The following is a 20,751-nucleotide window of genomic DNA, read 5'->3' as shown; positions in this document are numbered from 1 at the left end:
GTGAGGCAGTATGAAGCGGAAGCCGACCGAGCGGGCGGCGGCACTGGCACTTCCCACGGTTTCGTGTATGGTCCGCGCCGCCTCGACCCGGCCGACGGGCGGGGCTTGTGCCGCTTGCGGCTGACCGTGCTGGACGACATCCCGGCACCGGCCCGACCGCAGGTTTTTCCAAGGTGCCCTTCCCTTTCATGGGCGGCGCCTTCCGACCCAAACTTCCCTCCGAAAGGACTGCGATGTCGATCACGGCAGAGCGCAAGACCGCGCTCATCAAGGAATACGCCCAGGGCAACAAGGACACCGGCTCGCCGGAGGTCCAGATCGCCATCCTCACCGAGCGGATCAGCAACCTGACCGCCCACTTCAAGACCCACGGCAAGGACAACCACTCCCGCCGCGGCCTCCTGAAGCTGGTCTCGCAGCGCCGCTCGCTGCTCGACTACCTGAAGCGCAAGGAAGAGGGGCGCTACCGCTCCCTCATCGAGCGCCTCGGCATCCGCCGCTAAGGCACATCGCGCGGTCCCCCGGGACCGCGTTTTCACAAGCGCTCTCGGTCGACGTGGACGCCGGTTCGACGTCGAGGGAGCGCGGGCAACGAAAGACGGACCGTTCGGGCATGGGGCCCGGCCGGTCCACCCCCGGGCGGCTTGAAGGCAAAGGGCGCCAGGGCAGGATCGCGAGACGCTCTTCTCGAAGAGCAGCGTCTCGCCGTCTTGCCTCTGGCGGCGCCGGGTTCGCCCGACCGCATGTTTGAAGGCAAGAGACCGATGTTCGACGTACAACGTGAAGAGCTGATCTGGGGCGACCGCAAGCTCGTCCTCGAAACCGGCAAGACGGCGCGCCAGGCCGACGGCGCCGTGGTCGCCACCTACGGCGAGACCACCGTGCTGGCCACCGTGGTCGCGGCCAAGGAGCCCAAGGCCGGCATCGACTTCATGCCGCTGACCGTGAACTACCAGGAGCGCGCCTACGCCGCGGGCCGCATCCCCGGCGGCTACTTCAAGCGCGAGGGCCGTCCCAGCGAGAAGGAGACGCTGGTCTCCCGCCTGATCGACCGGCCGATCCGCCCGCTCTTCGTCGAGGGCTGGCGCAACGACACCCAGGTCGTCGTCACCGTCCTCTCCCACGATCTCGAGAACGATCCCGACATCGTCTCGATGGTGGCGGCCTCCGCCGCGCTGACGCTGTCCGGCGTGCCGTTCATGGGCCCGATCGGCGCGGCCCGCGTCGGCTACCTCAACGGCGGCTACAAGCTGAACCCGCTGGTGACGGAGATCGCCGAATCGACCCTCGACCTCGTCGTCGCCGGCACCCAGGACGCGGTGCTGATGGTCGAGTCCGAGGCCAAGGAACTCTCCGAGGACGTGATGCTCGGGGCCGTGATGTTCGGCCACAAGCACTTCCAGCCGGTGATCGAGGCGATCATCCGCCTGGCCGAGAAGGCCGCCAAGGAGCCGCGCGACTTCTCGCCCCCGGAGAACGCCGACGTCGAGACCGCCGTCCTCGGCATCTGCGAGGCGGAGCTGCGCGACGCCTACAAGAAGACCGTCAAGCAGGAGCGCTACGCCGCCGTCGACGCCGTGAAGGCGAAGGTGGTCGCCGCCCTCTGCCCGGCCGAGGGCGAGCAGAAGTTCTCGCCCGAGAAGGTCAAGGCCGCCTTCAAGGAGGCCCAGTCGAAGGTGGTCCGCTGGAACATCCTCGACACCGGCTCCCGCATCGACGGCCGCGACGTGAAGACCGTCCGCCCGATCGTCTCGGAAGTCGGCGTCCTGCCCCGCGCCCACGGCTCGGCGATGTTCACCCGCGGCGAAACCCAGGCGCTGGTGGTGGCCACGCTCGGCACCGGCGAGGACGAGCAGTTCATCGACGCGCTCGAAGGGACGTACAAGGAGCGCTTCCTGCTCCACTACAACTTCCCTCCCTACTCCGTCGGCGAGACCGGCCGCATGGGTTCGCCGGGCCGCCGCGAGATCGGCCACGGCAAGCTCGCTTGGCGCGCGATCCGGCCCGTCCTGCCGCCGGCCCACGAGTTCCCCTACACGATCCGCGTGGTCTCCGAGATCACCGAGTCGAACGGCTCCTCCTCGATGGCCTCGGTCTGCGGCGGCTCGCTGTCGCTGATGGATGCGGGCGTGCCCCTGCGCCGTCCGGTGGCCGGCATCGCCATGGGCCTGATCCTGGAAGGCGAGCGCTTCGCGGTGCTCTCCGACATCCTCGGCGACGAGGACCATCTCGGCGACATGGACTTCAAGGTGGCCGGCACGGACGAGGGCATCACCTCGCTCCAGATGGACATCAAGATCGCCGGCATCACCGAGGAGATCATGAAGGTCGCCCTCGCCCAGGCGAAGGACGGCCGCGCCCACATCCTCGGCGAGATGGCCCAGGCGCTCACCGCGGCCCGTCCGGAGCTCGGCGAGTACGCGCCGCGCATCGAGACGATGCAGATCCCCACCGACAAGATCCGCGACGTGATCGGCACCGGCGGCAAGATCATCCGCGAGATCGTGGAAAAGACCGGCGCCAAGATCAACATCGAGGATACCGGCGTCGTGAAGATCGCCTCCTCCGACGGCAAGGCGATCAAGGCGGCCTATAACTGGATCCGCTCCATCGTCGCCGAGCCGGAGGCGGGCACGATCTACGACGGCACGATCGTCAAGATCATGGAGTTCGGCGCCTTCGTGAACTTCTTCGGCGCCAAGGACGGCCTCGTCCACATCTCGGAGCTGGCCCCGCAGCGCGTCGCCAAGGTCGGCGACGTCGTCAAGGAAGGCCAGAAGGTCAAGGTGAAGTTCCTGGGCGCCGACGAGCGCGGCAAGATCCGCCTGTCGATGAAGGTCGTCGATCAGGAGACCGGCGAGGACATCACCGACAAGCTCAAGGCCGAGCGCGCGGAGCGCGGCGAGCCGGAGCGCGAGGAGCGCAGCGACCGGGGTGATCGCGGCGACCGCGGCCCCCGCCGCGACCGCGGCGAGCGCCGCCGGGAATCGTCGGGCGAGTAAGCCCTCGATTCACTCTCCCCTGCGAGAGCAGATCGAGAGCGCGGCTTCCCCGGGAGCCGCGCTCTCTTCGTTTGGCGGTTACGCCGAGGACTCCGGGGCCTGCACGCGGCAGGTCGATGTCCGTAAGCTACGGGACGATTCGCGCCGTCCACGGCCCTGAATCGCTTCCGGAGTCCGCGATGACCGACGACCTCGTCTTCTACACCCACCCGATGTCCCGCGGCCGGATCGTGCGCTGGATGCTGGAGGAGGTCGGCGCGCCCTACCGGACGGAGCTGCTCGGCTACGGCGACACGATGAAGGGGGAGGCCTACCGGGCGGTCAACCCGATGGGGAAGGTGCCGGCTCTGTGCCACGGTGCCACGACCGTCACCGAGGTCGCGGCGATCCTGGCCTATCTCGCCGACCGGTTTCCGGAGGCCGGGCTGGCGCCGGAGCCCGCCGCGGCGGACCGAGGCCCTTATTACCGCTGGCTGTTCTTCAGCGCCGGCCCGCTCGAGGCGGCGGTGACCAACAAGGTGCTCGGCGTCACCGTGCCCGACGAGCCGCGCATGCGGGGCATGGTCGGCTACGGCAGCCTGGAGGCGGTGCTCGACACGCTGGAGGGCGCCGTCGCCGGCGCGGAATACGTGGCGGGCGGCCGTTTCAGCGCCGCCGACCTCTACCTCGCCGCCCATCTCGGCTGGGGCATGCAGTTCGGCACGATCCCGAAGCGCCCGGCCTTCGAGACCTATGCCGGGCGCCATCTCGCCCGCCCCGCCGCCGTGCGGGCGCGGGAGATCGACGACGGGCTGCTCGCGCAGCAGGCCGGCGGCGCGTAGCCGCCTTTTCACGGAACGGCGCCGGCCGCCCCGCGTTCGCCCCGCGACCACGCAAGGACGCCAACGAGGGGCGTCGAGAAGGAGCGTATTTCCGTGAACGAGATGATCGAAGACATCTTTTCGGGCGAGCCGAACCTGAGCATGACCGAGCGCGCGGTCTCCGTCGCGCTGGGCCTCGGCATCGCCGCCGCGGCGGCGCAGCCCCGGCCGAACAAGCTCCTGAGCCTCGCCGCCCTGGTGGTGGGCGTCGGGCTGGCCGTGCGCGGCGCCACCGGCCACTGCGCCGTCAAGGCGGTGAGCGCGGGCGGGCGCGACCTGACCGGCTGAGTCCGTTCACGACCCTGGCCGGCGACGCTGCCGCTTCGTCGCCGGCCGGCACGACCCCACCGAACACGACCCCAACGAAAAAGGGGCGCTCCCGCGGGAGCGCCCCTTTTCTCGTCTCGGTGAGAGATCGCGCGTCAGAGCGAGCGGCTGCTGGTGCGGCCGGCGATGAAGCCGTAGATCGCGAGCACGACGCAGGCACCGACGATGGAGCCGATGAAGCGGGCGCCCTCGTTGGGCCCGTACCAGCCGACCGCCTGGCCGATGAAGGTGGCGACGAAGGCGCCGACGATGCCGAGGATCGTCGTCATGATGAAGCCGGCGGGCTCCTTGTCACCGGGCATGATGAACTTGGCGATGACGCCGGCGACGAAGCCGATGATGATGGTCCAGAGAATTTCCATGTCGATCCAACCCCGAATAGCGTCTTCGACCTGAAGGTCCGGCCGGAAGACTTGGCCGTATTCGTGGGACAAACGCGCGAGCCGCGATGCCGGTTGCCTCGGGAAAGGCGGGGCGTTCAAAAAAACCGATCCCGCGAAAAACCGGCCCCGCGGCGCCGGCCCGATCTTTCGCGGCGGGCGCGCCGCCCAAGCCCCTTTACGGAGAACCGCTCGGGGCGGCAGAAGGGTCCGCCTCCTTCACGAACCGAGACCGGCGAACCCACGATGACCATCGAACGCTACGAGACCGGCCCGCGCATGTCCCAGGCGGTCGCCCACGGCGACCTCGTCTTCCTGGCGGGCCAGGTGGCCGCCGACGTGGTCGGCACCGGCGTCACCGCGCAGACGCAGCAGATCCTGGAGCAGATCGACCGGCTGCTGATGCAGGCGGGCAGCGACAAGTCCCGCATCCTCTCGGCGACGATCTATCTCGCCGATATCGGCGGCTTCGCCGAGATGAACGCGGCCTGGGACGCCTGGGTCGATCGCGACAACCCGCCCGCCCGTGCCACCGTGGAAGCCCGGCTCGTCGCGCCGGAATACCGCGTCGAGATCGCCGTCACCGCCGCGCGGGGCAAACCGTGATCCGGCGGCGCCTGCTGGGAGGGCTCGCCGCCCTCCCCCTCCTCCTCGCGGCCGCCGGCGGCGCGGGCGCCGAGGAGCGCGTCGTCAACATCTACAACTGGTCGGACTACATCGACCCGAAGGTGCTCGACGACTTCACCCGGGAGACGGGGATCAAGGTCGTCTACGACACCTACGACAACAACGAGATCCTCGAGACGAAGCTGCTCGCCGGCAAGTCCGGCTACGACGTCGTCGTCCCCTCCGGCCCCTTCCTGCAGCGCCTGATCAAGGCCGGCGTGTTCCTGCCCCTCGACAAGGGCAAGATCCCGAACCTCAGGAACGCCTGGCCCGAGATCACGGGCCGGCTCCAGGCCTACGATCCGGGCAACGCCTTCGCCGTCGACTACATGTGGGGCACTACCGGGATCGGCGTGAACGTGGCCGCCGTGCGCGAGCGGCTCGGCCCGAACGCGCCCCTCAACAGCTGGAGCCTCGTGCTCAATCCGGGCTTCATCGCGAAGCTCAAGGATTGCGGCGTCATGCTCCTCGATTCCCCCGAGGACCTGATCCCGTCGATCCTGCCCTTCTACGGCTACAAGTCCGACTCGAAGCGCTGGGACGACATCACCGCCGTCACCGACGCCCTCTACAAGGTCCGCGGCTCGGTGCGGAAGTTTCACTCCTCGGAATACATCAACGGGCTCGCCAACGGCGATGTCTGCCTCGCGGTCGGCTATTCCGGCGACGTGATGCAGGCGAAGAAGCGCGCCGAGGAATCGAAGAACGGCGTCGAGGTCGCCTACTTCATCCCGAAGGAGGGCGCGCTGATGTGGTTCGACGCCTTCGCGATCCCCAAGGATGCCGCCCACCCGGCCGAGGCCCACGCCTTCATCGACTACATGATGCGCCCGGAGGTGGCGGCGGCCAACACCAACTTCGTGTCCTACGCCAACGGCAACCTCGCCTCGCAGAAATTCGTGAAGCCGGAGATCCTGAACAATCCCGGCATCTACCCGGACGCGGCGGTGATGCAGCGGCTCTCGGTCAACACCGCCTGGAACGACTCGACCCAGCGCTTCGTGACGCGCGCCTGGACGCGGGTGCGCACGGGGCGGTGATCTCGTTCGGGACCCTGTTCCGGGAAGGCTTCCGCGCGAAATCGGCGCGCGCCCGAACCGTCCCGGAACAGGATCTCAGAGCGCTCGCCGCCGAAGTGGAGCCCGGCTCGGCGATAAGAGGGCACGACAAAAACGCAGACCGAGAGCATCACCCCGAATGGCGGCTACCGGCTCTCGATAGGCCACGACCCGAGGTGGTCGGACGCAGCTCTAGGTCTTTGATTTCGCATCGTCTTTTTCCGAAGGCCGGCAACCACCTTTCGGGACAAGGCTCTAGAACTCGCGCAGAGTCTCCCTCAGGGTCGCCTTGCCGTAGGCGGTGCGGGTGAGCCCGCGGCGCTGCAGGGCCGGCACGAGGCCGTCGCAGATGCTGTCGATGTAGACCCGCGTCAGGCGGTGAAACGGTGTGGCGATCAGGAACCCGTCGCCGCCGACCGTGGCCATGGCGTCGCCCATCATGTCGGCGACGTCGTCGGGGGTGCCGACGAGGTCGAGGGCGCCGGTGGTGCCGCTGTCGCGCACCAGCTCGCGCAGGGTCTTGGGGCTCGGCGGCTCGCCGGGCCGCGTCTGGCAGAACTTGTCGAGCGCCCCCTGCTCGGCGTTGGTGGTCAGGGGCGGCAGCGGCTCGTCCAGATCGAACTGCCCGAAATCGATATCGGTGAAGGACGAGAACAGGGCCAGCGCCCGCTCGGTGTAGCCCGGCGCGGCCAGGGCCCGCTCGTACTGCTCGCGTGCCTGCTCACGGGTCTCGCCGACGATCGGGGTGATCAGCGACAGCACCTTGATGGCGTCGGGGTCGCGCCCGGCCTGCCCCGCGCGCTCCCGCACGTCGTCGCGATAGGCCTTCATGCCGGCGATGCCCGTGACGCTGGCGATGATCGAGTCGGCGTGGACGGCGGCGAACGTGCGCCCGCGCGGCGAGCCACCGGCCTGGATGAAGGCCGGCCGGCCCTGAGGCGGCCGTGTCGAGGTCAGGGGGCCCCTCGAACTGTACCAGCGGCCCTGAAAGTTCAGCTCATGCACCTTGGCCGCATCGGCATAGGTGTCGCTCGCCACGTCGCGGATCACCGCATCCGGCTCCCAGGTGCCGATCAGCCGCTCGACGAGATCCACGTACTCGTCGGCCATGTCGTAGCGGAGCTGGCGCGGGGGCAGTTCCTTCAAGCCCATGTTCTGCGCCGCCGCGTTCTCGGCGGTGGTGACGATGTTCCAGCCGAACCGCCCCCGGGTCATGTGGTCGAGCGTCGAGATCAGCCGCGCCAGCATGAACGGCTGATAGACCAGGGTGGACAGGGTGGTGACGATGCCGAGATGGCGGGTCGCCGCGCCGATCACCGCGGCCAGCGGCACCGGATCCTGCTTCGGCACCATGATGCCGTGCTTGAGGTAGGTCGCGCGGCTGTTGCCGTAAGCATGCGGGATCGAGAGCGTGTCCTCGATCAGCATGTAGTCGAAGCAGGCCCGCTCCATCGCCCGCGCCAGATCGAGATGCAGTTCCCCGGTCCAGGGCTCGGGGCCGGAGCCGAGGGGATCGTTCCAGGCATTCTGGCCGAAATAGGTGAACCAGCCGAGATGGAAGCGCTTGTCCTGCCGAGACTCCACCATGACCCGCCTTCCGCGAACCGTCACCGTCCGCGGAAGGCTATCGCCCGCACCGGCGCCGAAATAGCAGAGAGAAGAGGCAGGGCCGCTGCCTTTCCGGCAGCGGCGCCTTTCGCGGCAGGAATGGGCACCGGCGGAAGGCAGGACGGCGCTCAAGTCATGCGCTGCGCCTCATACGGCCAAGTCGTCCCCGCGGATCGAGCCGGCCTCTCCTCGCGAGCACGCCGAGGCCGGGCGCAGCCACGAAAAAGGCCCCGGCTCTGCTGAGCCGGGGCCTTTTCTCATTCGCTTCCGCCCGTCGGACGGGATGCGCCGCCCGCCCTACTCGGCCGCGGGCAGCTCGTCGAACTGCGCGGCGTTGGCCGCGTTCTCGGCGGAGCGCTGCTGCAGGATCAGGCTGTCGCGGCGGCGCGCGATGGAGCGGATGTCCGCCGCGAGCGAGCCGGTGCCGGCCGGGATGAGCGAGCCGACGATGACGTTCTCCTTGAGCCCCTCCAGGGTGTCGACCTTGCCGTTGACCGCCGCCTCGGTGAGGACGCGGGTGGTCTCCTGGAACGAGGCCGCCGAGATGAACGACTTCGTCTGCAGCGACGCCTTGGTGATGCCGAGCAGGACCGGAACGCCCTGGATCGGCTTCTTGCCCTCGGCGAGCAGCTTCTCGTTGAACTCGGCGAGCTCCGTGCGGTCGATCTGATCGCCCGTGAGGATGTCCGAGTCGCCGCCGTCGGTGATCTCCACCTTCTGCAGCATCTGCCGGACGATGACCTCGATGTGCTTGTCGTTGATCGACACGCCCTGGAGCCGGTAGACCTCCTGGATCTCGTTGACGAGGTAGGCGGCGAGCTCCTCCACGCCCTTGATCGCCAGGATGTCGTGCGGCGCCGGGTTGCCGTCGACGATGTAGTCGCCGAGCTCGACCACGTCCCCGTCCTGCAGGTGGATGTGCTTGCCCTTCGGGATCAGGTACTCGACCGGATCGGACCCGTCGTGCGGCGTCAGCGTGAGCCGGCGCTTGTTCTTGTAGTCGCGGCCGAAGGCGATCGTGCCCGACTTCTCGGCGATGATCGCCGCATCCTTCGGACGGCGCGCCTCGAACAGCTCCGCCACCCGCGGCAGACCGCCGGTGATGTCGCGGGTCTTGGCCGATTCCGTCGAGACGCGGGCGAGCACGTCGCCGGCCTTCACCTTCGCACCCGGATCGAGACCGATGATGGCATCGACGGGCAGGAAGTAGCGGGCGTCCGAGCCGCGGGCGAGCTTCACCGCCTTGCCGTCCCCATCGACGACGAGCATCGCCGGCTTCAGGTCGGAGGTGCGGGCCGAACCGCGCCAGTCGATGACGACGCGCTTGGCGATGCCGGTCGACTCGTCGGTGGTCTCGGTGATGGACTGGCCATCGTAGAGATCCTCGTAGGCGACGATGCCGTCCACCTCGGCGACGATCGGACGGGTGTAGGGATCCCACTCGGCGATCCGCTGCCCGCGCTTGATCGTGTCGCCCTCGTCCACGCGAACCCGGGCACCGTACTGCAGACGGTGGACCGCCCGCTCGGTGCCGTCGGGACCCACGATCACCACCGCGACCGAACGGCCGGTGGCGATGAGGTCGCCGTCCGAGTTCTTGGCGAGCGAGCGGTTGCGGATCCTGATCGTGCCCTCGAAGCTCGACTCGATGAAGGACGAATCCGCGATCTGCGCCGCGCCGCCGATGTGGAAGGTGCGCATGGTGAGCTGGGTGCCCGGCTCGCCGATCGACTGCGCCGCGATGACGCCGACGGCCTCGCCCATGTTGACGGGCGTGCCGCGGGCGAGGTCGCGCCCGTAGCAGGTGGCGCAGACGCCGCTCTTGGTCTGGCAGACCAGCACCGAGCGGATCTTCACCTCCTGGATGCCCGCGGCCGCGATGGCCGGTAGGTGCTTCTCCTCGATCGTCTCGCCGGTCTTGACGATGACGGTCCCGTCCTGGGCCACCAGATCCTCGGCCGTGGCACGACCCAGGATGCGGATGGCGAGCGGGGCGACGACCTGGCCGGCATCGATGATGGCGCGCATCTTGATGCCGTTGGTGGTGCCGCAATCCGTCTCGCGGATGACGGCATCCTGCGCCACGTCGACGAGGCGGCGGGTGAGATACCCTGAGTTCGCGGTCTTCAGCGCCGTGTCCGCGAGGCCCTTGCGGGCGCCGTGGGTGGAGTTGAAGTACTCGAGAACGTCGAGACCTTCCTTGAAGTTCGAGATGATCGGGGTCTCGATGATCTCGCCCGACGGCTTGGCCATGAGGCCGCGCATGGCCGCGAGCTGCTTCATCTGCGCCGGCGAGCCGCGGGCGCCCGAGTGGCTCATCATGTAGATCGAGTTGACCTGCTTGTCGGCTCCCTTGTCGTCCTTCTGGACGGCGGAGATCCGGCCCATCATCTCGGCGGCGAGCTTGTCGGAGCACTTGGCCCAGGCGTCGACGACCTTGTTGTACTTCTCGCCCTGGGTGATCAGGCCGTCGTTGTACTGCTGCTCGTAATCCTTCACGAGCGCGCGGGTGTCGTCGACGATCGACCACTTGTTCTCCGGCACGACCATGTCGTCCTTGCCGAACGAGATGCCGGCGCGGAAGGCGTGGCTGAAGCCGAGCGCCATGATGCGGTCGCAGAAGATCACCGACTCCTTCTGACCGCAGTGGCGGTAGACGGTGTCGATCATCGCCGAGATCTCCTTCTTGGTCATCAGCTTGTTGACGACGTCGAAGGGCACCTTCGGGTGCAGCGGCAGCACGCCGGACAGGATCACGCGGCCGGGCGTCGTGTCGTAGATCTTCGACACGGGCTCGCCGTCGGGACCCAGGCCGCGCCAGCGCCACTTGATCTTCGAGTGCAGCGAGACGGTCTTGGCCGCGAGCGCGTGCTCGAGCTGACCGATATCGCCGAACACGCCCTGCATCGGGTTGTTCTTGTCGTCGGCCTTGTGCTCGCCGACCGCGCCGTCGGCGACGATCGAGAGGTAGTAGAGGCCGAGAACGATGTCCTGGCTCGGCACGATGATCGGCTGACCGTTGGCCGGGTGCAGGATGTTGTTGGTCGACATCATCAGGACGCGCGCCTCCAGCTGAGCCTCGAGGCTCAGGGGGACGTGCACGGCCATCTGGTCGCCGTCGAAGTCGGCGTTGAACGCGGCGCAGACCAGCGGGTGGAGCTGGATCGCCTTGCCCTCGATCAGCTTCGGCTCGAACGCCTGGATGCCGAGCCGGTGCAGGGTCGGCGCGCGGTTGAGCATGACGGGATGCTCGCGGATCACCTCATCGAGGATGTCCCAGACCTCGGGCTTCTCCTTCTCGACGAGTTTTTTGGCCTGTTTGACGGTGGCGGAGAAACCCTTGGCGTCGAGGCGCGCGTAGATGAACGGCTTGAACAGCTCCAGCGCCATCTTCTTCGGCAGGCCGCACTGGTGCAGCTTGAGCTCCGGGCCGACCACGATGACCGAGCGGCCGGAATAGTCGACGCGCTTGCCGAGCAGGTTCTGGCGGAACCGGCCCTGCTTGCCCTTCAGCATGTCGGCGAGCGACTTCAGCGGACGCTTGTTGGCGCCGGTGATGACGCGGCCGCGGCGGCCGTTGTCGAACAGCGCATCGACCGCTTCCTGAAGCATGCGCTTCTCGTTGCGGATGATGATGTCCGGCGCGCGCAGCTCGATCAGCCGCTTGAGGCGGTTGTTGCGGTTGATGACGCGGCGGTAGAGGTCGTTGAGATCCGACGTGGCGAAGCGGCCGCCGTCGAGCGGGACCAGCGGGCGCAGGTCCGGCGGGATGACGGGCACGACCGTCAGGATCATCCACTCGGGCCGGTTGCCGGAGAGCTGGAACGCCTCGATGATCTTGAGGCGCTTCATCAGCTTCTTCGGCTTCAGCTCGGAGGTCGTCGTCGCGATCTCCTCCTTGAGCGAGGTCGCGATGCCCTCGAGGTCGAGCTCCTGCAGGATGCGCCGGATCGCCTCGGCGCCGATCATCGCCGTGAACGAATCCTCGCCGTACTCCTCCTGCGCGCGCAGGTACTCCTCCTCCGACAGGAGCTGACGCTCCTTGAGGGGGGTGAGGCCCGGCTCGATGACGACGTAGGACTCGAAGTAGAGGATGCGTTCCAGGTCCTTGAGCGCCATGTCGAGCAGGAGGCCGATGCGCGAGGGCAGCGACTTCAGGAACCAGATATGGGCGACGGGGGCGGCCAGCTCGATATGGCCCATGCGGTCGCGCCGGACGCGCGCGAGGGTGACCTCGACGCCGCACTTCTCGCAGATGACGCCCTTGTACTTCATGCGCTTGTACTTGCCGCACAAGCACTCGTAGTCCTTGATCGGCCCGAAGATGCGCGCGCAGAACAGGCCGTCGCGCTCGGGCTTGAAGGTCCGGTAGTTGATCGTCTCGGGCTTCTTGATCTCGCCGTAGGACCACGAGAGGATTTTTTCAGGGCTCGAGATCGAGATCTTGATCTGGTCGAAGCTCTGCGGCTGGGCCTGCTGATTGAAAAGGTTCATGACCTCTTGGTTCATGATCCGCTCCTTGCTCGCCGGCTGCCCCGCGCCTGGGCAGTCACGGCTTGATCCTCATGGCGCCGCGCTCGTCCGGAGCGCCGCTGGCCGTCATCGTGTCGTGGAAGGCCCCGCCCCTTCCCGCTCGACCGCGGCGGCGCCTCGTGGGAGGCGCCGCCGCGGGAGGTGATACGGTCGTTACTCGGCCGCCTCGGCCGGCGGCTCGATCTGCTGGTCGTTCGAGGCGTTCTGCTTGGAGTTCGTCAGCTCGACGTTGAGGCCGAGCGAGCGCATCTCCTTGACGAGCACGTTGAACGATTCGGGGATGCCGGCCTCGAAGGTGTCGTCGCCGCGGACGATCGCCTCGTAGACCTTGGTGCGGCCGGCCACGTCGTCCGACTTCACCGTCAGCATCTCCTGCAGCGTGTAGGCCGCGCCGTAGGCCTCCAGCGCCCAGACCTCCATCTCACCGAAGCGCTGGCCGCCGAACTGCGCCTTGCCGCCCAGCGGCTGCTGGGTGACGAGCGAGTACGGGCCGATCGAGCGCGCGTGGATCTTGTCGTCCACGAGGTGGTGCAGCTTCAGCATGTAGATGTAGCCCATCGTCACCTTGCGGTCGAAGGGCTCGCCGGTGCGACCGTCGTAGAGGGTCGACTGCGCCGAGCGGTCGAGCCCGGCCATCTCCAGCATCGTCTCGATGTCGGCTTCCTTGGCGCCGTTGAACACCGGGGTCGCCATCGGCACGCCGCGGCGGACGTTGTTGCCGGCCTCCGCCAGATCCTCGTCCGACAGGCCCTCCAGCTCCGCGGGGGAGTAGATCGCCTTCATCTCCTCCTTCAGCGGGCCGATATCCTGCGTCTTCAGATAGGCATCGACCGCCTTCGCCACCTTGCGACCCAAGCCCGCAGCCGCCCAGCCGAGGTGGGTCTCCAGGATCTGACCCACGTTCATGCGCGAGGGCACGCCGAGCGGGTTGAGCACGATGTCGGCATGCGTCCCGTCCTCGAGGAACGGCATGTCCTCGATCGGCACGATGCGCGACACGACACCCTTGTTGCCGTGGCGGCCGGCCATCTTGTCGCCGGGCTGGATCTTGCGCTTCACCGCCACGAAGACCTTGACCATCTTCATGACGCCGGGCGGAAGCTCGTCGCCGCGCTGCAGCTTCTCGACCTTGTCGAGGAAGCGCTGCTCGAGGCGCTTCTTCGACTCGTCGTACTGCTTCTGCATCGCCTCGATCTCCGTCATCAGACGGTCGTCGACGACGGCGAACTGCCACCATTGCGAGCGGGGATACTCGCTGATGATCTCGCGGGTCAGCGTGGTGTCCTTGCGGAAGCCCTTCGGGCCGGCGATCGGCGACTGGCCGATCAGCACCTCGGCGAGACGCGCGTAGGTGTTGCGGTCGAGGATGGTCTGCTCGTCGTCGCGGTCCTTGGCGAGACGCTCGATCTCCTCGCGCTCGATCGCCTGCGCGCGCTCGTCCTTGTCGACGCCGTGGCGGTTGAACACCCGGACCTCGACGATGGTGCCGGTGACACCCGGCGGCACGCGCAGAGACGTGTCGCGCACGTCCGACGCCTTCTCGCCGAAGATGGCGCGGAGCAGCTTCTCCTCCGGCGTCATCGGGCTCTCGCCCTTCGGCGTGATCTTGCCGACGAGGATGTCGCCCGCGTGGACCTCGGCGCCGATATAGACGATGCCGGCCTCGTCGAGGTTCTTGAGCGCCTCCTCCGAGACGTTCGGGATGTCGCGGGTGATTTCTTCCGGACCCAGCTTGGTGTCGCGGGCCATCACCTCGAATTCCTCGATGTGGATCGAGGTGAACACGTCATCCTTCACGATCCGCTCGGAGAGCAGGATCGAGTCCTCGAAGTTGTAGCCGTTCCAGGGCATGAACGCGACGAGCACGTTGCGGCCGAGCGCGAGCTCGCCGAACTCGGTGGACGGTCCGTCGGCGATGATCTCGCCCTTCTTCACCGGCTCGCCGACGCGCACCAGCGGCTTCTGCGTGATGCAGGTCGACTGGTTCGAGCGCTGGAATTTTTGCAGGCGGTAGATGTCGACGCCCGGCTTGGTCGGGTCCGTTTCTTCGGTGGCCCTGATGACGATACGGGTGGCGTCGACCTGATCGACGATGCCGGAGCGCCGCGCCGCGATGGCCGCGCCGGAATCGCGGGCGACCACGGCCTCCATGCCGGTGCCGACGAAGGGCGCGTCGGCGCGGACCAGCGGCACCGCCTGGCGCTGCATGTTCGAGCCCATCAGCGCGCGGTTGGCGTCGTCGTTCTCGAGGAACGGGATCAGCGCCGCCGCGACCGAGACGAGCTGCTTGGGCGACACGTCCATGAGATCGACGCGGTCGGGGGCGACCACGATGACCTCACCCGCGCGGCGGCAGACCACGAGGTCGTCCGTCAGCTTGCGGCCCGCATCCATGCCGGCATTGGCCTGGGCGACGTAGTACTTCGCCTCCTCCATGGCGGAGAGGTAGGCGACCTCGTCGGTCACCACGCCGTCCTTCACCCGGCGGAACGGCGTCTCGATGAAGCCGTACTTGTTCACGCGGGCGAAGGTCGCCAGCGAATTGATCAGGCCGATATTCGGGCCTTCCGGCGTCTCGATCGGGCAGATGCGGCCGTAATGGGTCGGGTGCACGTCGCGCACCTCGAAGCCGGCGCGCTCGCGGGTCAGGCCGCCCGGGCCGAGGGCCGAGAGGCGGCGCTTGTGCGTCACCTCCGAGAGCGGGTTGGTCTGGTCCATGAACTGCGAGAGCTGCGACGAGCCGAAGAACTCGCGCACGGCCGCCGCCGCGGGCTTCGCGTTGATCAGGTCCTGCGGCATCACCGTGTCGATATCGACCGAGGACATGCGCTCCTTGATGGCGCGCTCCATCCGCAGGAGGCCCAGACGGTACTGGTTCTCCATCAGCTCGCCGACCGAGCGGACGCGGCGGTTGCCGAGGTGGTCGATGTCGTCGATCTCGCCCTTGCCGTCGCGCAGGTCGACCAGCGCCTTGACCACCGCGAGCATGTCCTCGCGGCGCAGCGTGCGCACGGTGTCGGCGGCGTCGAGGTCGAGGCGCATGTTCATCTTCACGCGGCCGACCGCGGAGAGGTCGTAGCGCTCGGCGTCGAAGAACAGCGAGTGGAACATCGCCTCCGCGGTGTCGAGCGTCGGCGGCTCGCCCGGGCGCATGACCCGGTAGATGTCGAACAGCGCGCCTTCGCGGCCGGAATTCTTGTCGACCGCCAGGGTATTGCGGATGTAGGGGCCGACATTGACGTGGTCGATGTCGAGCACCGGGATCTCGGTGACGCCGACGTCGTCGAGCGCCTTGAGGAGCTTCTCCGAGATCTCGTCGCCGGCCTCGGCCCAGATCTCGCCGGTCTTGCCGTTGACGAGGTCCTCGGCGATGTACTGGCCGACGAGATCCTCGTCGGTCGCCTTGAGGAACTTGGTGCCCTTCTCGCCGATGAGGCGGGCGTTGCGGGCGTTGAGCTTCTTGCCGGCTTCCAGCACCACCTCGCCGGAATCGGCGTCGATGAGATCGACCGAGGCCTTGAAGCCCTTCAGGCGCTCGGCGTCGAACGGCACGCGCCAATCCGCCCCGTCCCGCTCGTAGGCGACGCGGTTGTAGAAGGTCGAGAGGATCTCCTCGCCGTCGAGGCCCAGCGCGAACAGCAGCGAGGTCACCGGGAGCTTGCGCTTGCGGTCGATGCGCACGTGCACGATGTCCTTGGCGTCGAACTCGACGTCGAGCCAGGAGCCGCGGTACGGGATGATGCGGGCGGCAAACAGCAGCTTGCCGGACGAGTGCGTCTTGCCCTTGTCGTGGTCGAAGAACACGCCCGGAGAGCGGTGCATCTGCGAGACGATGACGCGCTCGGTGCCGTTGACGATGAAGGTGCCGTTGTCCGTCATGAGCGGCATGTCGCCCATGTAGACGTCCTGCTCCTTGATGTCCTTGACGGACTTGGCGCCGGTGTCGGGATCCACGTCGAACACGATCAGGCGCAGCGTCACCTTGAGCGGGGCCGCGAAGGTGATGCCGCGCTGGCGGCACTCGTCGACGTCGTATTTCGGCTGCTCGAAGGTGTAGCGCACGAATTCGAGGAGCGCCGTCGAGGCGAAGTCGGAGATCGGGAAGACCGACTTGAAGACGCTCTGGAGGCCCTCGTCGGCGCGCCCGCCCTCGGGCTCGTCCACCATCAGGAACTGGTCGTAGGACGCCTTCTGAACCTCGATGAGGTTCGGCATCTCGGCGACTTCCCGGATCTTGCCGAAGAACTTGCGAATGCGCTTGCGACCGACCAGCGTATTGGCCATGAGACCTCGCTCCACCACTCAGCGTAGGGTGCCCGGGGAAGGCGAGAACGCCTCCCGTCACCGGGCTCGAAGGGCCGCCCCGCCGGACGATCAGCCCACCCGAACCGAATTCGTCTCCGTTCGCCGCACGCTCCCTGGGGAACGACGACCGCCCGAAGCGGCGTTAGCCCGCGAGCCGGAGCCCGCGGGCGTGAAGGCCGGCGCAGCCCCGGGGGGACTGCGCCGGATGCGATGGGCCGGATCGGCCCATCGACGGATTACTTGAGCTCGACCTTGGCGCCGGCCTTCTCGAGCTGGGCCTTGATCTTCTCGGCCTCTTCCTTGGCCACCGACTCCTTGACGGGCTTCGGGGCGCCCTCGACGAGGTCCTTGGCCTCCTTGAGGCCGAGGCCGGTGATCGCGCGGACCTCCTTGATGACCTCGATCTTCTTGTCGCCGGCGCCGGCGAGCACGACCGTGAACTCGGTCTGCTCCTCGGCGGCCGGGGCGGCGGCGCCACCACCGGCGGCCGGGCCGGCCACGGCGACGGCGGCAGCGGCCGAGACGCCCCACTTCTCTTCGAGAAGCTTGGCGAGCTCGGCGGCTTCGAGAACGGTCAGCGAGGAGAGATCGTCGACGATCTTGGCAAGATCAGCCATGTGCGGATTCCTTCAGGTATATCGGTTTGAACGGGTCGGTTTGTAAGGGGGAAACGGCTCAGGCCGCCTCGTCCTTCTTGGCATAGGCCCCGAACACGCGGGCGAGCTTGGCCGCCGGCGCGTTGACGACCTGGGCGACCTTGGTCGCGGGAGCCTGGATGAGGCCCACGAGCTTGGCGCGCAGTTCGTCGAGGGACGGGAGCGTGGCGAGTGCCTTCACGCCGTCCGGGTTCAGGGCGGTCGTTCCCATGGCGCCGCCGAGAATCACGAGCTTGTCGTTCGTCTTGGCGAAATCCACCGCAACCTTGGCGGCCGCGACCGGGTCGCTCGAATAGGCGAGCAGGGTCGGGCCCTTCAGGAGGGGCTTGATGGAGGCGACGTCCGTGCCATCGAGAGCGATGCTGGCGAGCCGGTTCTTGGCGACCTTCACGGTGGCGCCGGCCTGCTTCATCTGCGAGCGCAGCTTCTGCATGTCGGCGACCGTGAGGCCCTTGTAGTGGGCCACGACGACGACGGCGTTCGCGGTGAACACGCCGTTGAGCGTCGAGACGAGATCAGCTTTAGCTGTCCGGTCCACTGGTGCTCTCTCCGGTTGGCGGAACCTGAGGCAGGTCCGCCGGTTGCACTTGCCGCCCGGAACGGATCTCGGCTGAGAAGCCGGAACCGTCGCCCGGGCGACGTCTCACGGCCCTGTCCCCTTGAAGCGCCGTCAGGCCCCTCGCGGGTGAGATTGGTTCAAACCGATGCCTCCCCCCGGTGCCGGCCGGCCCCGAGGCGAGGTGAAAGAAAATTCGGTCTTCCCCGTCTGTGCAGGCTGTCGCCGATTAAGCCGGTTGCCCGGCGCCTGCAGTCTCGGACAGGACATAGCCGGAAACGGCGCTCGGAGCGGCTGCCCCAAGTCCCTTCCGGCCATCACCGCCCGGTCGCCCGAGCGGCATCTCGAATGGAAACCGACCGATCGGCCGATCCCTTCCAATAGGTGAATTCGTGGAGCGCGGTCTATAGCGGCGTGCAAGCTCCCTGCCAAGTCCCGCGACGCGACTTTTCCGTCGCAGGCAAGAGGGCATGTGGGAGCGGGGGACGTTGCCGCGGGCCGGGGCGGCCCGCGCAGCGGACCGCCCCGCCGCCGGTCGGACGCGCGAGCCCGCGTCGACGCGGGCGTTAACCCGGCCTTGACTCTGCCCCACCGCTTCCGCCCCGGCGCATGATCCGTGTGCGCCAGCGCATCCCGAGCCGCGTCGCGGCGGCCTTATACCGCATCGCACAAAAGCGGGGATGGTTCGGGCGATGGCCTCGAAGGCGTTGTTGGCTCTGGTGATGCTCGTCTTCGTCCTGGACGGCCACCTGCCCGGGATGCGCGAACTGCGCAACCCGGACACCGAAGGCGGCAAGGGCGCGAGCCGCGCCGCGCTCCTGTCGAAGCGGTCCGAGGCCTGAGCCGGAGCCGAGCCGGGACCCGCTCCGGGTCGCCCGCCCCGCATTCAGTAGTTGATCTGCAGCTGGGCCCGGAAAAGGTCGCCCTTGGCCCGGCCGAGGCGGCTGATGCTGGCCTCGCGGCGGTTCATGCTGGCATAGGCGAGCGTCAGCTCGACCGCCTTGATCGGCTGGAACTCGACGCCGAGCTCGAACTCGTCGGTGTCGAGCCGCGGCGCGCCCGTTCCCACCTTCCAGCCGCCGTCATAGGTCTGCCAGCGGGCGTAGGGCATGAACGGCCCGACCGGGGAGCGGTCGACCCTGACCATCGCCTGGACGTAGCCGCCCTGGAGCGGCTTGGTCAGGATCGCGCGGGCCACCGGATCGTATTCGGGGCCGCGGCCCCAGTTCCACTCGGCCTGGAGGCCGAAGGGCTGCGGGTACAGGATCGCGTGCAGGCCGACGCGCTCGTCGTCGTAGCCGTTGCCGAGGCCGGGGCTGCCGAGTTCGGGCCGGAACCGGTTGCGGTAGGCCGAGCCGCCGACCTCCAGCACCTGCCCCCGGAACGCCTCGCCGAGCCCGTCGAGCTCGAACGGCCAGGTCGCCATCACCACCGTCATCAGGTCCTCGTTGGCCTCGATCCGGTTGATGGTCTGGCCGTTGTAGAGGCCGAGGCCGAGGGCGCCGTAATTGCCGAACAGCTTCTGGCCGCCCCTGGCGAGGCGGTCCCAGATCCGCTGCACGTGCCAGGGCGTGTAGTACAGGGTGATGCCGAGATCGCGCTCGCCGGGAACGCCGCTGTTGAGCGCGTCGGCGCGGTCGAGCGTCAGGCGGTTCTGCGAGGATTGCAGGTTCTCCCAGCCGTAGGGCACCTTCTGCTGGCCGAAGCGCAGCTTGGTCCGGCGCTCGTCGTCGAGGAAGACGTCGGCGTAGGCGTCGCGCAGCTGGCTGTAGTGCTGGCGGCCCTCGGGGCCGGACTGGTTGGACACGTTCACGGCGAAGTCCGGCTGCAGGTAGATGAACACCCGCTCGTGGATGTCGCCCTGGAGCACGAGGCGGACGCGCCGGAAGGTGAAGGTGTTGCGGTCCGAGATGCCGCCGTCATGGACCGAGCGCAGGCGCGAGCGGCCCGCGGGCGCGGTGTCGTCGCCGGACAGGAACTCGTTCGAGCGCAGCTGGGTGTAGCCGCGCAGCGACAGCCGCTCGAACCAGGTCCTGGGCCGGGCGCCGTGGTTCGGCCCGTCCGCCAGCGGCTGCGGCGCGGGCGGCACCAGCGCGTCGGACCACGTGTCCGGCTCGTCGAGGGCGAAGCGGTGCGGCACCGGTGCGACCACGACCGGCGGCGCGACCGCCGACTCCACCGGCCGGCCCGCCGCCGGAACAGTGCCGGCATCGGTGGCGCGGGCATGTGTCGGCCGCACGGCGACCGGGGTCCCGCGACGGGCCCCTCTTGCCTGTGACGGTGCCTGCGCCTGCGCTTTGACCAGCGCCTTGAGCTCGTCGATCTGCCGCTGCAGCTCCGCGACCGTCTGGGCGCGCGCCGGCGGGGCGGCCAGCCCGATCGCGCTCGCCAGGAGCAGCGCGGCCAGAAGACGTCGTTTCATGGTTCAAATCCCCTTCGCGCGTCCCGGGGCCGGCGCGATGACGTCCGCCGTGTCGTGCCGGGACGCGCGCATCCCCAGGTTGCGCATCGTCTGAGAGCGGGGCGAATTCGGGCGGCCGCACGAGAGGCTCGCCATCGGAGGCCGACGCGGAAGGCGGCGGCCGGCGAAGTTGTTCGGCGGCTCAGTCGGTGAGCGGCCCCGATGCGCCCCGCTTCCGGGACGCGGCGATAGCACCGGGATCGAGTAATTGAAAGTAAATCGACTCGCAAACTGAGGATAAATACGACTCATTACTATATTAACGGCGCGGCTATTCGCTTAATCCGAAAAGATCATCGACTTATTTCGTCATAAAACTGACGCATGGACATGCGTTTC

General features: G+C 68.0%; 14 protein-coding genes. 7 read left to right on the top strand and 7 right to left on the bottom strand.

The genetic code is table 11. The annotated features are described in order from the left end of the window. Positions 1 to 233 precede the first annotated feature (233 nt). The 4 genes from rpsO (at position 234) to ABS772_RS22770 (ending at position 4,150) form a co-directional block, all read left to right on the top strand. Positions 234 to 503 (top strand): 30S ribosomal protein S15, encoded by a 270-nt coding sequence (rpsO, locus tag ABS772_RS22785; RefSeq protein ID WP_238256533.1) that lies wholly within the window; start codon positions 234 to 236, stop codon positions 501 to 503. A 261-nt stretch (positions 504 to 764) separates the two neighbouring features. Next, positions 765 to 3,002 (top strand): polyribonucleotide nucleotidyltransferase, encoded by a 2,238-nt coding sequence (gene pnp / locus ABS772_RS22780; protein ID WP_238256534.1) that lies wholly within the window; start codon positions 765 to 767, stop codon positions 3,000 to 3,002. Between the two features lie 179 nt (positions 3,003 to 3,181). Continuing rightward, the gene (locus tag ABS772_RS22775) at positions 3,182 to 3,823 is read left to right on the top strand and encodes a glutathione S-transferase family protein (protein ID WP_350396979.1); all 642 of its coding nucleotides are present in this window, start codon (positions 3,182 to 3,184) and stop codon (positions 3,821 to 3,823) included. A 102-nt stretch (positions 3,824 to 3,925) separates the two neighbouring features. Then, a complete protein-coding gene (locus ABS772_RS22770; protein WP_373875188.1) occupies positions 3,926 to 4,150 on the top strand; it encodes a YgaP-like transmembrane domain in 225 nt (74 codons plus the stop codon). 134 nt (positions 4,151 to 4,284) lie between these two features. On the opposite strand, the gene ABS772_RS22765 is transcribed toward ABS772_RS22770, so the two are convergent. After that, positions 4,285 to 4,551 carry a GlsB/YeaQ/YmgE family stress response membrane protein gene (locus ABS772_RS22765; RefSeq protein WP_012456206.1) on the bottom strand — a complete coding sequence of 89 codons (267 nt, stop codon included), beginning with the start codon at positions 4,549 to 4,551 and terminating at the stop codon, positions 4,285 to 4,287. A gap of 264 nt (positions 4,552 to 4,815) precedes the next feature. Between ABS772_RS22765 and ABS772_RS22760 the strand changes: the two genes are divergently transcribed. Together ABS772_RS22760 and ABS772_RS22755 are read left to right on the top strand one after the other, a co-directional pair. After that, positions 4,816 to 5,175 (top strand): RidA family protein, encoded by a 360-nt coding sequence (locus tag ABS772_RS22760; RefSeq protein ID WP_238257005.1) that lies wholly within the window; start codon positions 4,816 to 4,818, stop codon positions 5,173 to 5,175. Then, complete coding sequence (locus ABS772_RS22755; RefSeq protein WP_350396978.1) at positions 5,172 to 6,275, top strand: polyamine ABC transporter substrate-binding protein; 1,104 nt, start codon at positions 5,172 to 5,174, stop codon at positions 6,273 to 6,275. The genes ABS772_RS22760 and ABS772_RS22755 overlap by 4 nt, the downstream gene beginning before the upstream one ends. Before the next feature lie 273 nt (positions 6,276 to 6,548). Here the strand turns inward: ABS772_RS22755 and ABS772_RS22750 are convergent, their stop codons facing one another. The 5 genes from ABS772_RS22750 to rplJ form a co-directional block, all read right to left on the bottom strand. Next, entirely contained in the window at positions 6,549 to 7,880 is a 1,332-nt protein-coding gene (locus ABS772_RS22750; protein ID WP_350396977.1) for an NtaA/DmoA family FMN-dependent monooxygenase, read from the bottom strand. 318 nt (positions 7,881 to 8,198) lie between these two features. After that, entirely contained in the window at positions 8,199 to 12,410 is a 4,212-nt protein-coding gene (rpoC, locus tag ABS772_RS22745; protein WP_350396976.1) for a DNA-directed RNA polymerase subunit beta', read from the bottom strand. Between the two features lie 177 nt (positions 12,411 to 12,587). Then, positions 12,588 to 16,718 (bottom strand): DNA-directed RNA polymerase subunit beta, encoded by a 4,131-nt coding sequence (gene rpoB, locus ABS772_RS22740; RefSeq protein WP_350396975.1) that lies wholly within the window; start codon positions 16,716 to 16,718, stop codon positions 12,588 to 12,590. 257 nt (positions 16,719 to 16,975) lie between these two features. Next, a complete protein-coding gene (rplL, locus tag ABS772_RS22735; protein ID WP_238257913.1) occupies positions 16,976 to 17,356 on the bottom strand; it encodes a 50S ribosomal protein L7/L12 in 381 nt (126 codons plus the stop codon). 58 nt (positions 17,357 to 17,414) lie between these two features. After that, complete coding sequence (gene rplJ, locus ABS772_RS22730; RefSeq protein ID WP_183435988.1) at positions 17,415 to 17,933, bottom strand: 50S ribosomal protein L10; 519 nt, start codon at positions 17,931 to 17,933, stop codon at positions 17,415 to 17,417. Between the two features lie 710 nt (positions 17,934 to 18,643). Between rplJ and ABS772_RS22725 the strand changes: the two genes are divergently transcribed. Further along, entirely contained in the window at positions 18,644 to 18,793 is a 150-nt protein-coding gene (locus ABS772_RS22725) for a hypothetical protein (protein ID WP_238257914.1), read from the top strand. A gap of 44 nt (positions 18,794 to 18,837) precedes the next feature. Here the strand turns inward: ABS772_RS22725 and ABS772_RS22720 are convergent, their stop codons facing one another. Further along, the gene (locus ABS772_RS22720; RefSeq protein ID WP_350396972.1) at positions 18,838 to 20,373 is read right to left on the bottom strand and encodes a porin; all 1,536 of its coding nucleotides are present in this window, start codon (positions 20,371 to 20,373) and stop codon (positions 18,838 to 18,840) included. Between the last annotated feature and the right edge of the window lie 378 nt (positions 20,374 to 20,751).

Source organism: Methylorubrum podarium (assembly GCF_040270385.1).
Lineage (GTDB): Bacteria > Pseudomonadota > Alphaproteobacteria > Rhizobiales > Beijerinckiaceae > Methylobacterium > Methylobacterium podarium.
This window is presented reverse-complemented; position numbering and strand designations above follow the sequence as displayed.

What these genes read in the sequence shown, in the direction of transcription:
- ABS772_RS22750 (WP_350396977.1), bottom strand. Translation starts at nt 7,880, where the DNA reads ATGGTGGAGTCTCGGCAGGACAAGCGCTTCCATCTCGGCTGGTTCACC.
- rplL (WP_238257913.1), bottom strand. Translation starts at nt 17,356, where the DNA reads ATGGCTGATCTTGCCAAGATCGTCGACGATCTCTCCTCGCTGACCGTT.
- ABS772_RS22760 (WP_238257005.1), top strand. Translation starts at nt 4,816, where the DNA reads ATGACCATCGAACGCTACGAGACCGGCCCGCGCATGTCCCAGGCGGTC.
- rpsO (WP_238256533.1), top strand. Translation starts at nt 234, where the DNA reads ATGTCGATCACGGCAGAGCGCAAGACCGCGCTCATCAAGGAATACGCC.
- ABS772_RS22725 (WP_238257914.1), top strand. Translation starts at nt 18,644, where the DNA reads ATGGCCTCGAAGGCGTTGTTGGCTCTGGTGATGCTCGTCTTCGTCCTG.
- ABS772_RS22720 (WP_350396972.1), bottom strand. Translation starts at nt 20,373, where the DNA reads ATGAAACGACGTCTTCTGGCCGCGCTGCTCCTGGCGAGCGCGATCGGG.
- rpoB (WP_350396975.1), bottom strand. Translation starts at nt 16,718, where the DNA reads ATGGCCAATACGCTGGTCGGTCGCAAGCGCATTCGCAAGTTCTTCGGC.
- ABS772_RS22770 (WP_373875188.1), top strand. Translation starts at nt 3,926, where the DNA reads ATGATCGAAGACATCTTTTCGGGCGAGCCGAACCTGAGCATGACCGAG.
- ABS772_RS22765 (WP_012456206.1), bottom strand. Translation starts at nt 4,551, where the DNA reads ATGGAAATTCTCTGGACCATCATCATCGGCTTCGTCGCCGGCGTCATC.
- pnp (WP_238256534.1), top strand. Translation starts at nt 765, where the DNA reads ATGTTCGACGTACAACGTGAAGAGCTGATCTGGGGCGACCGCAAGCTC.
- rpoC (WP_350396976.1), bottom strand. Translation starts at nt 12,410, where the DNA reads ATGAACCAAGAGGTCATGAACCTTTTCAATCAGCAGGCCCAGCCGCAG.
- ABS772_RS22775 (WP_350396979.1), top strand. Translation starts at nt 3,182, where the DNA reads ATGACCGACGACCTCGTCTTCTACACCCACCCGATGTCCCGCGGCCGG.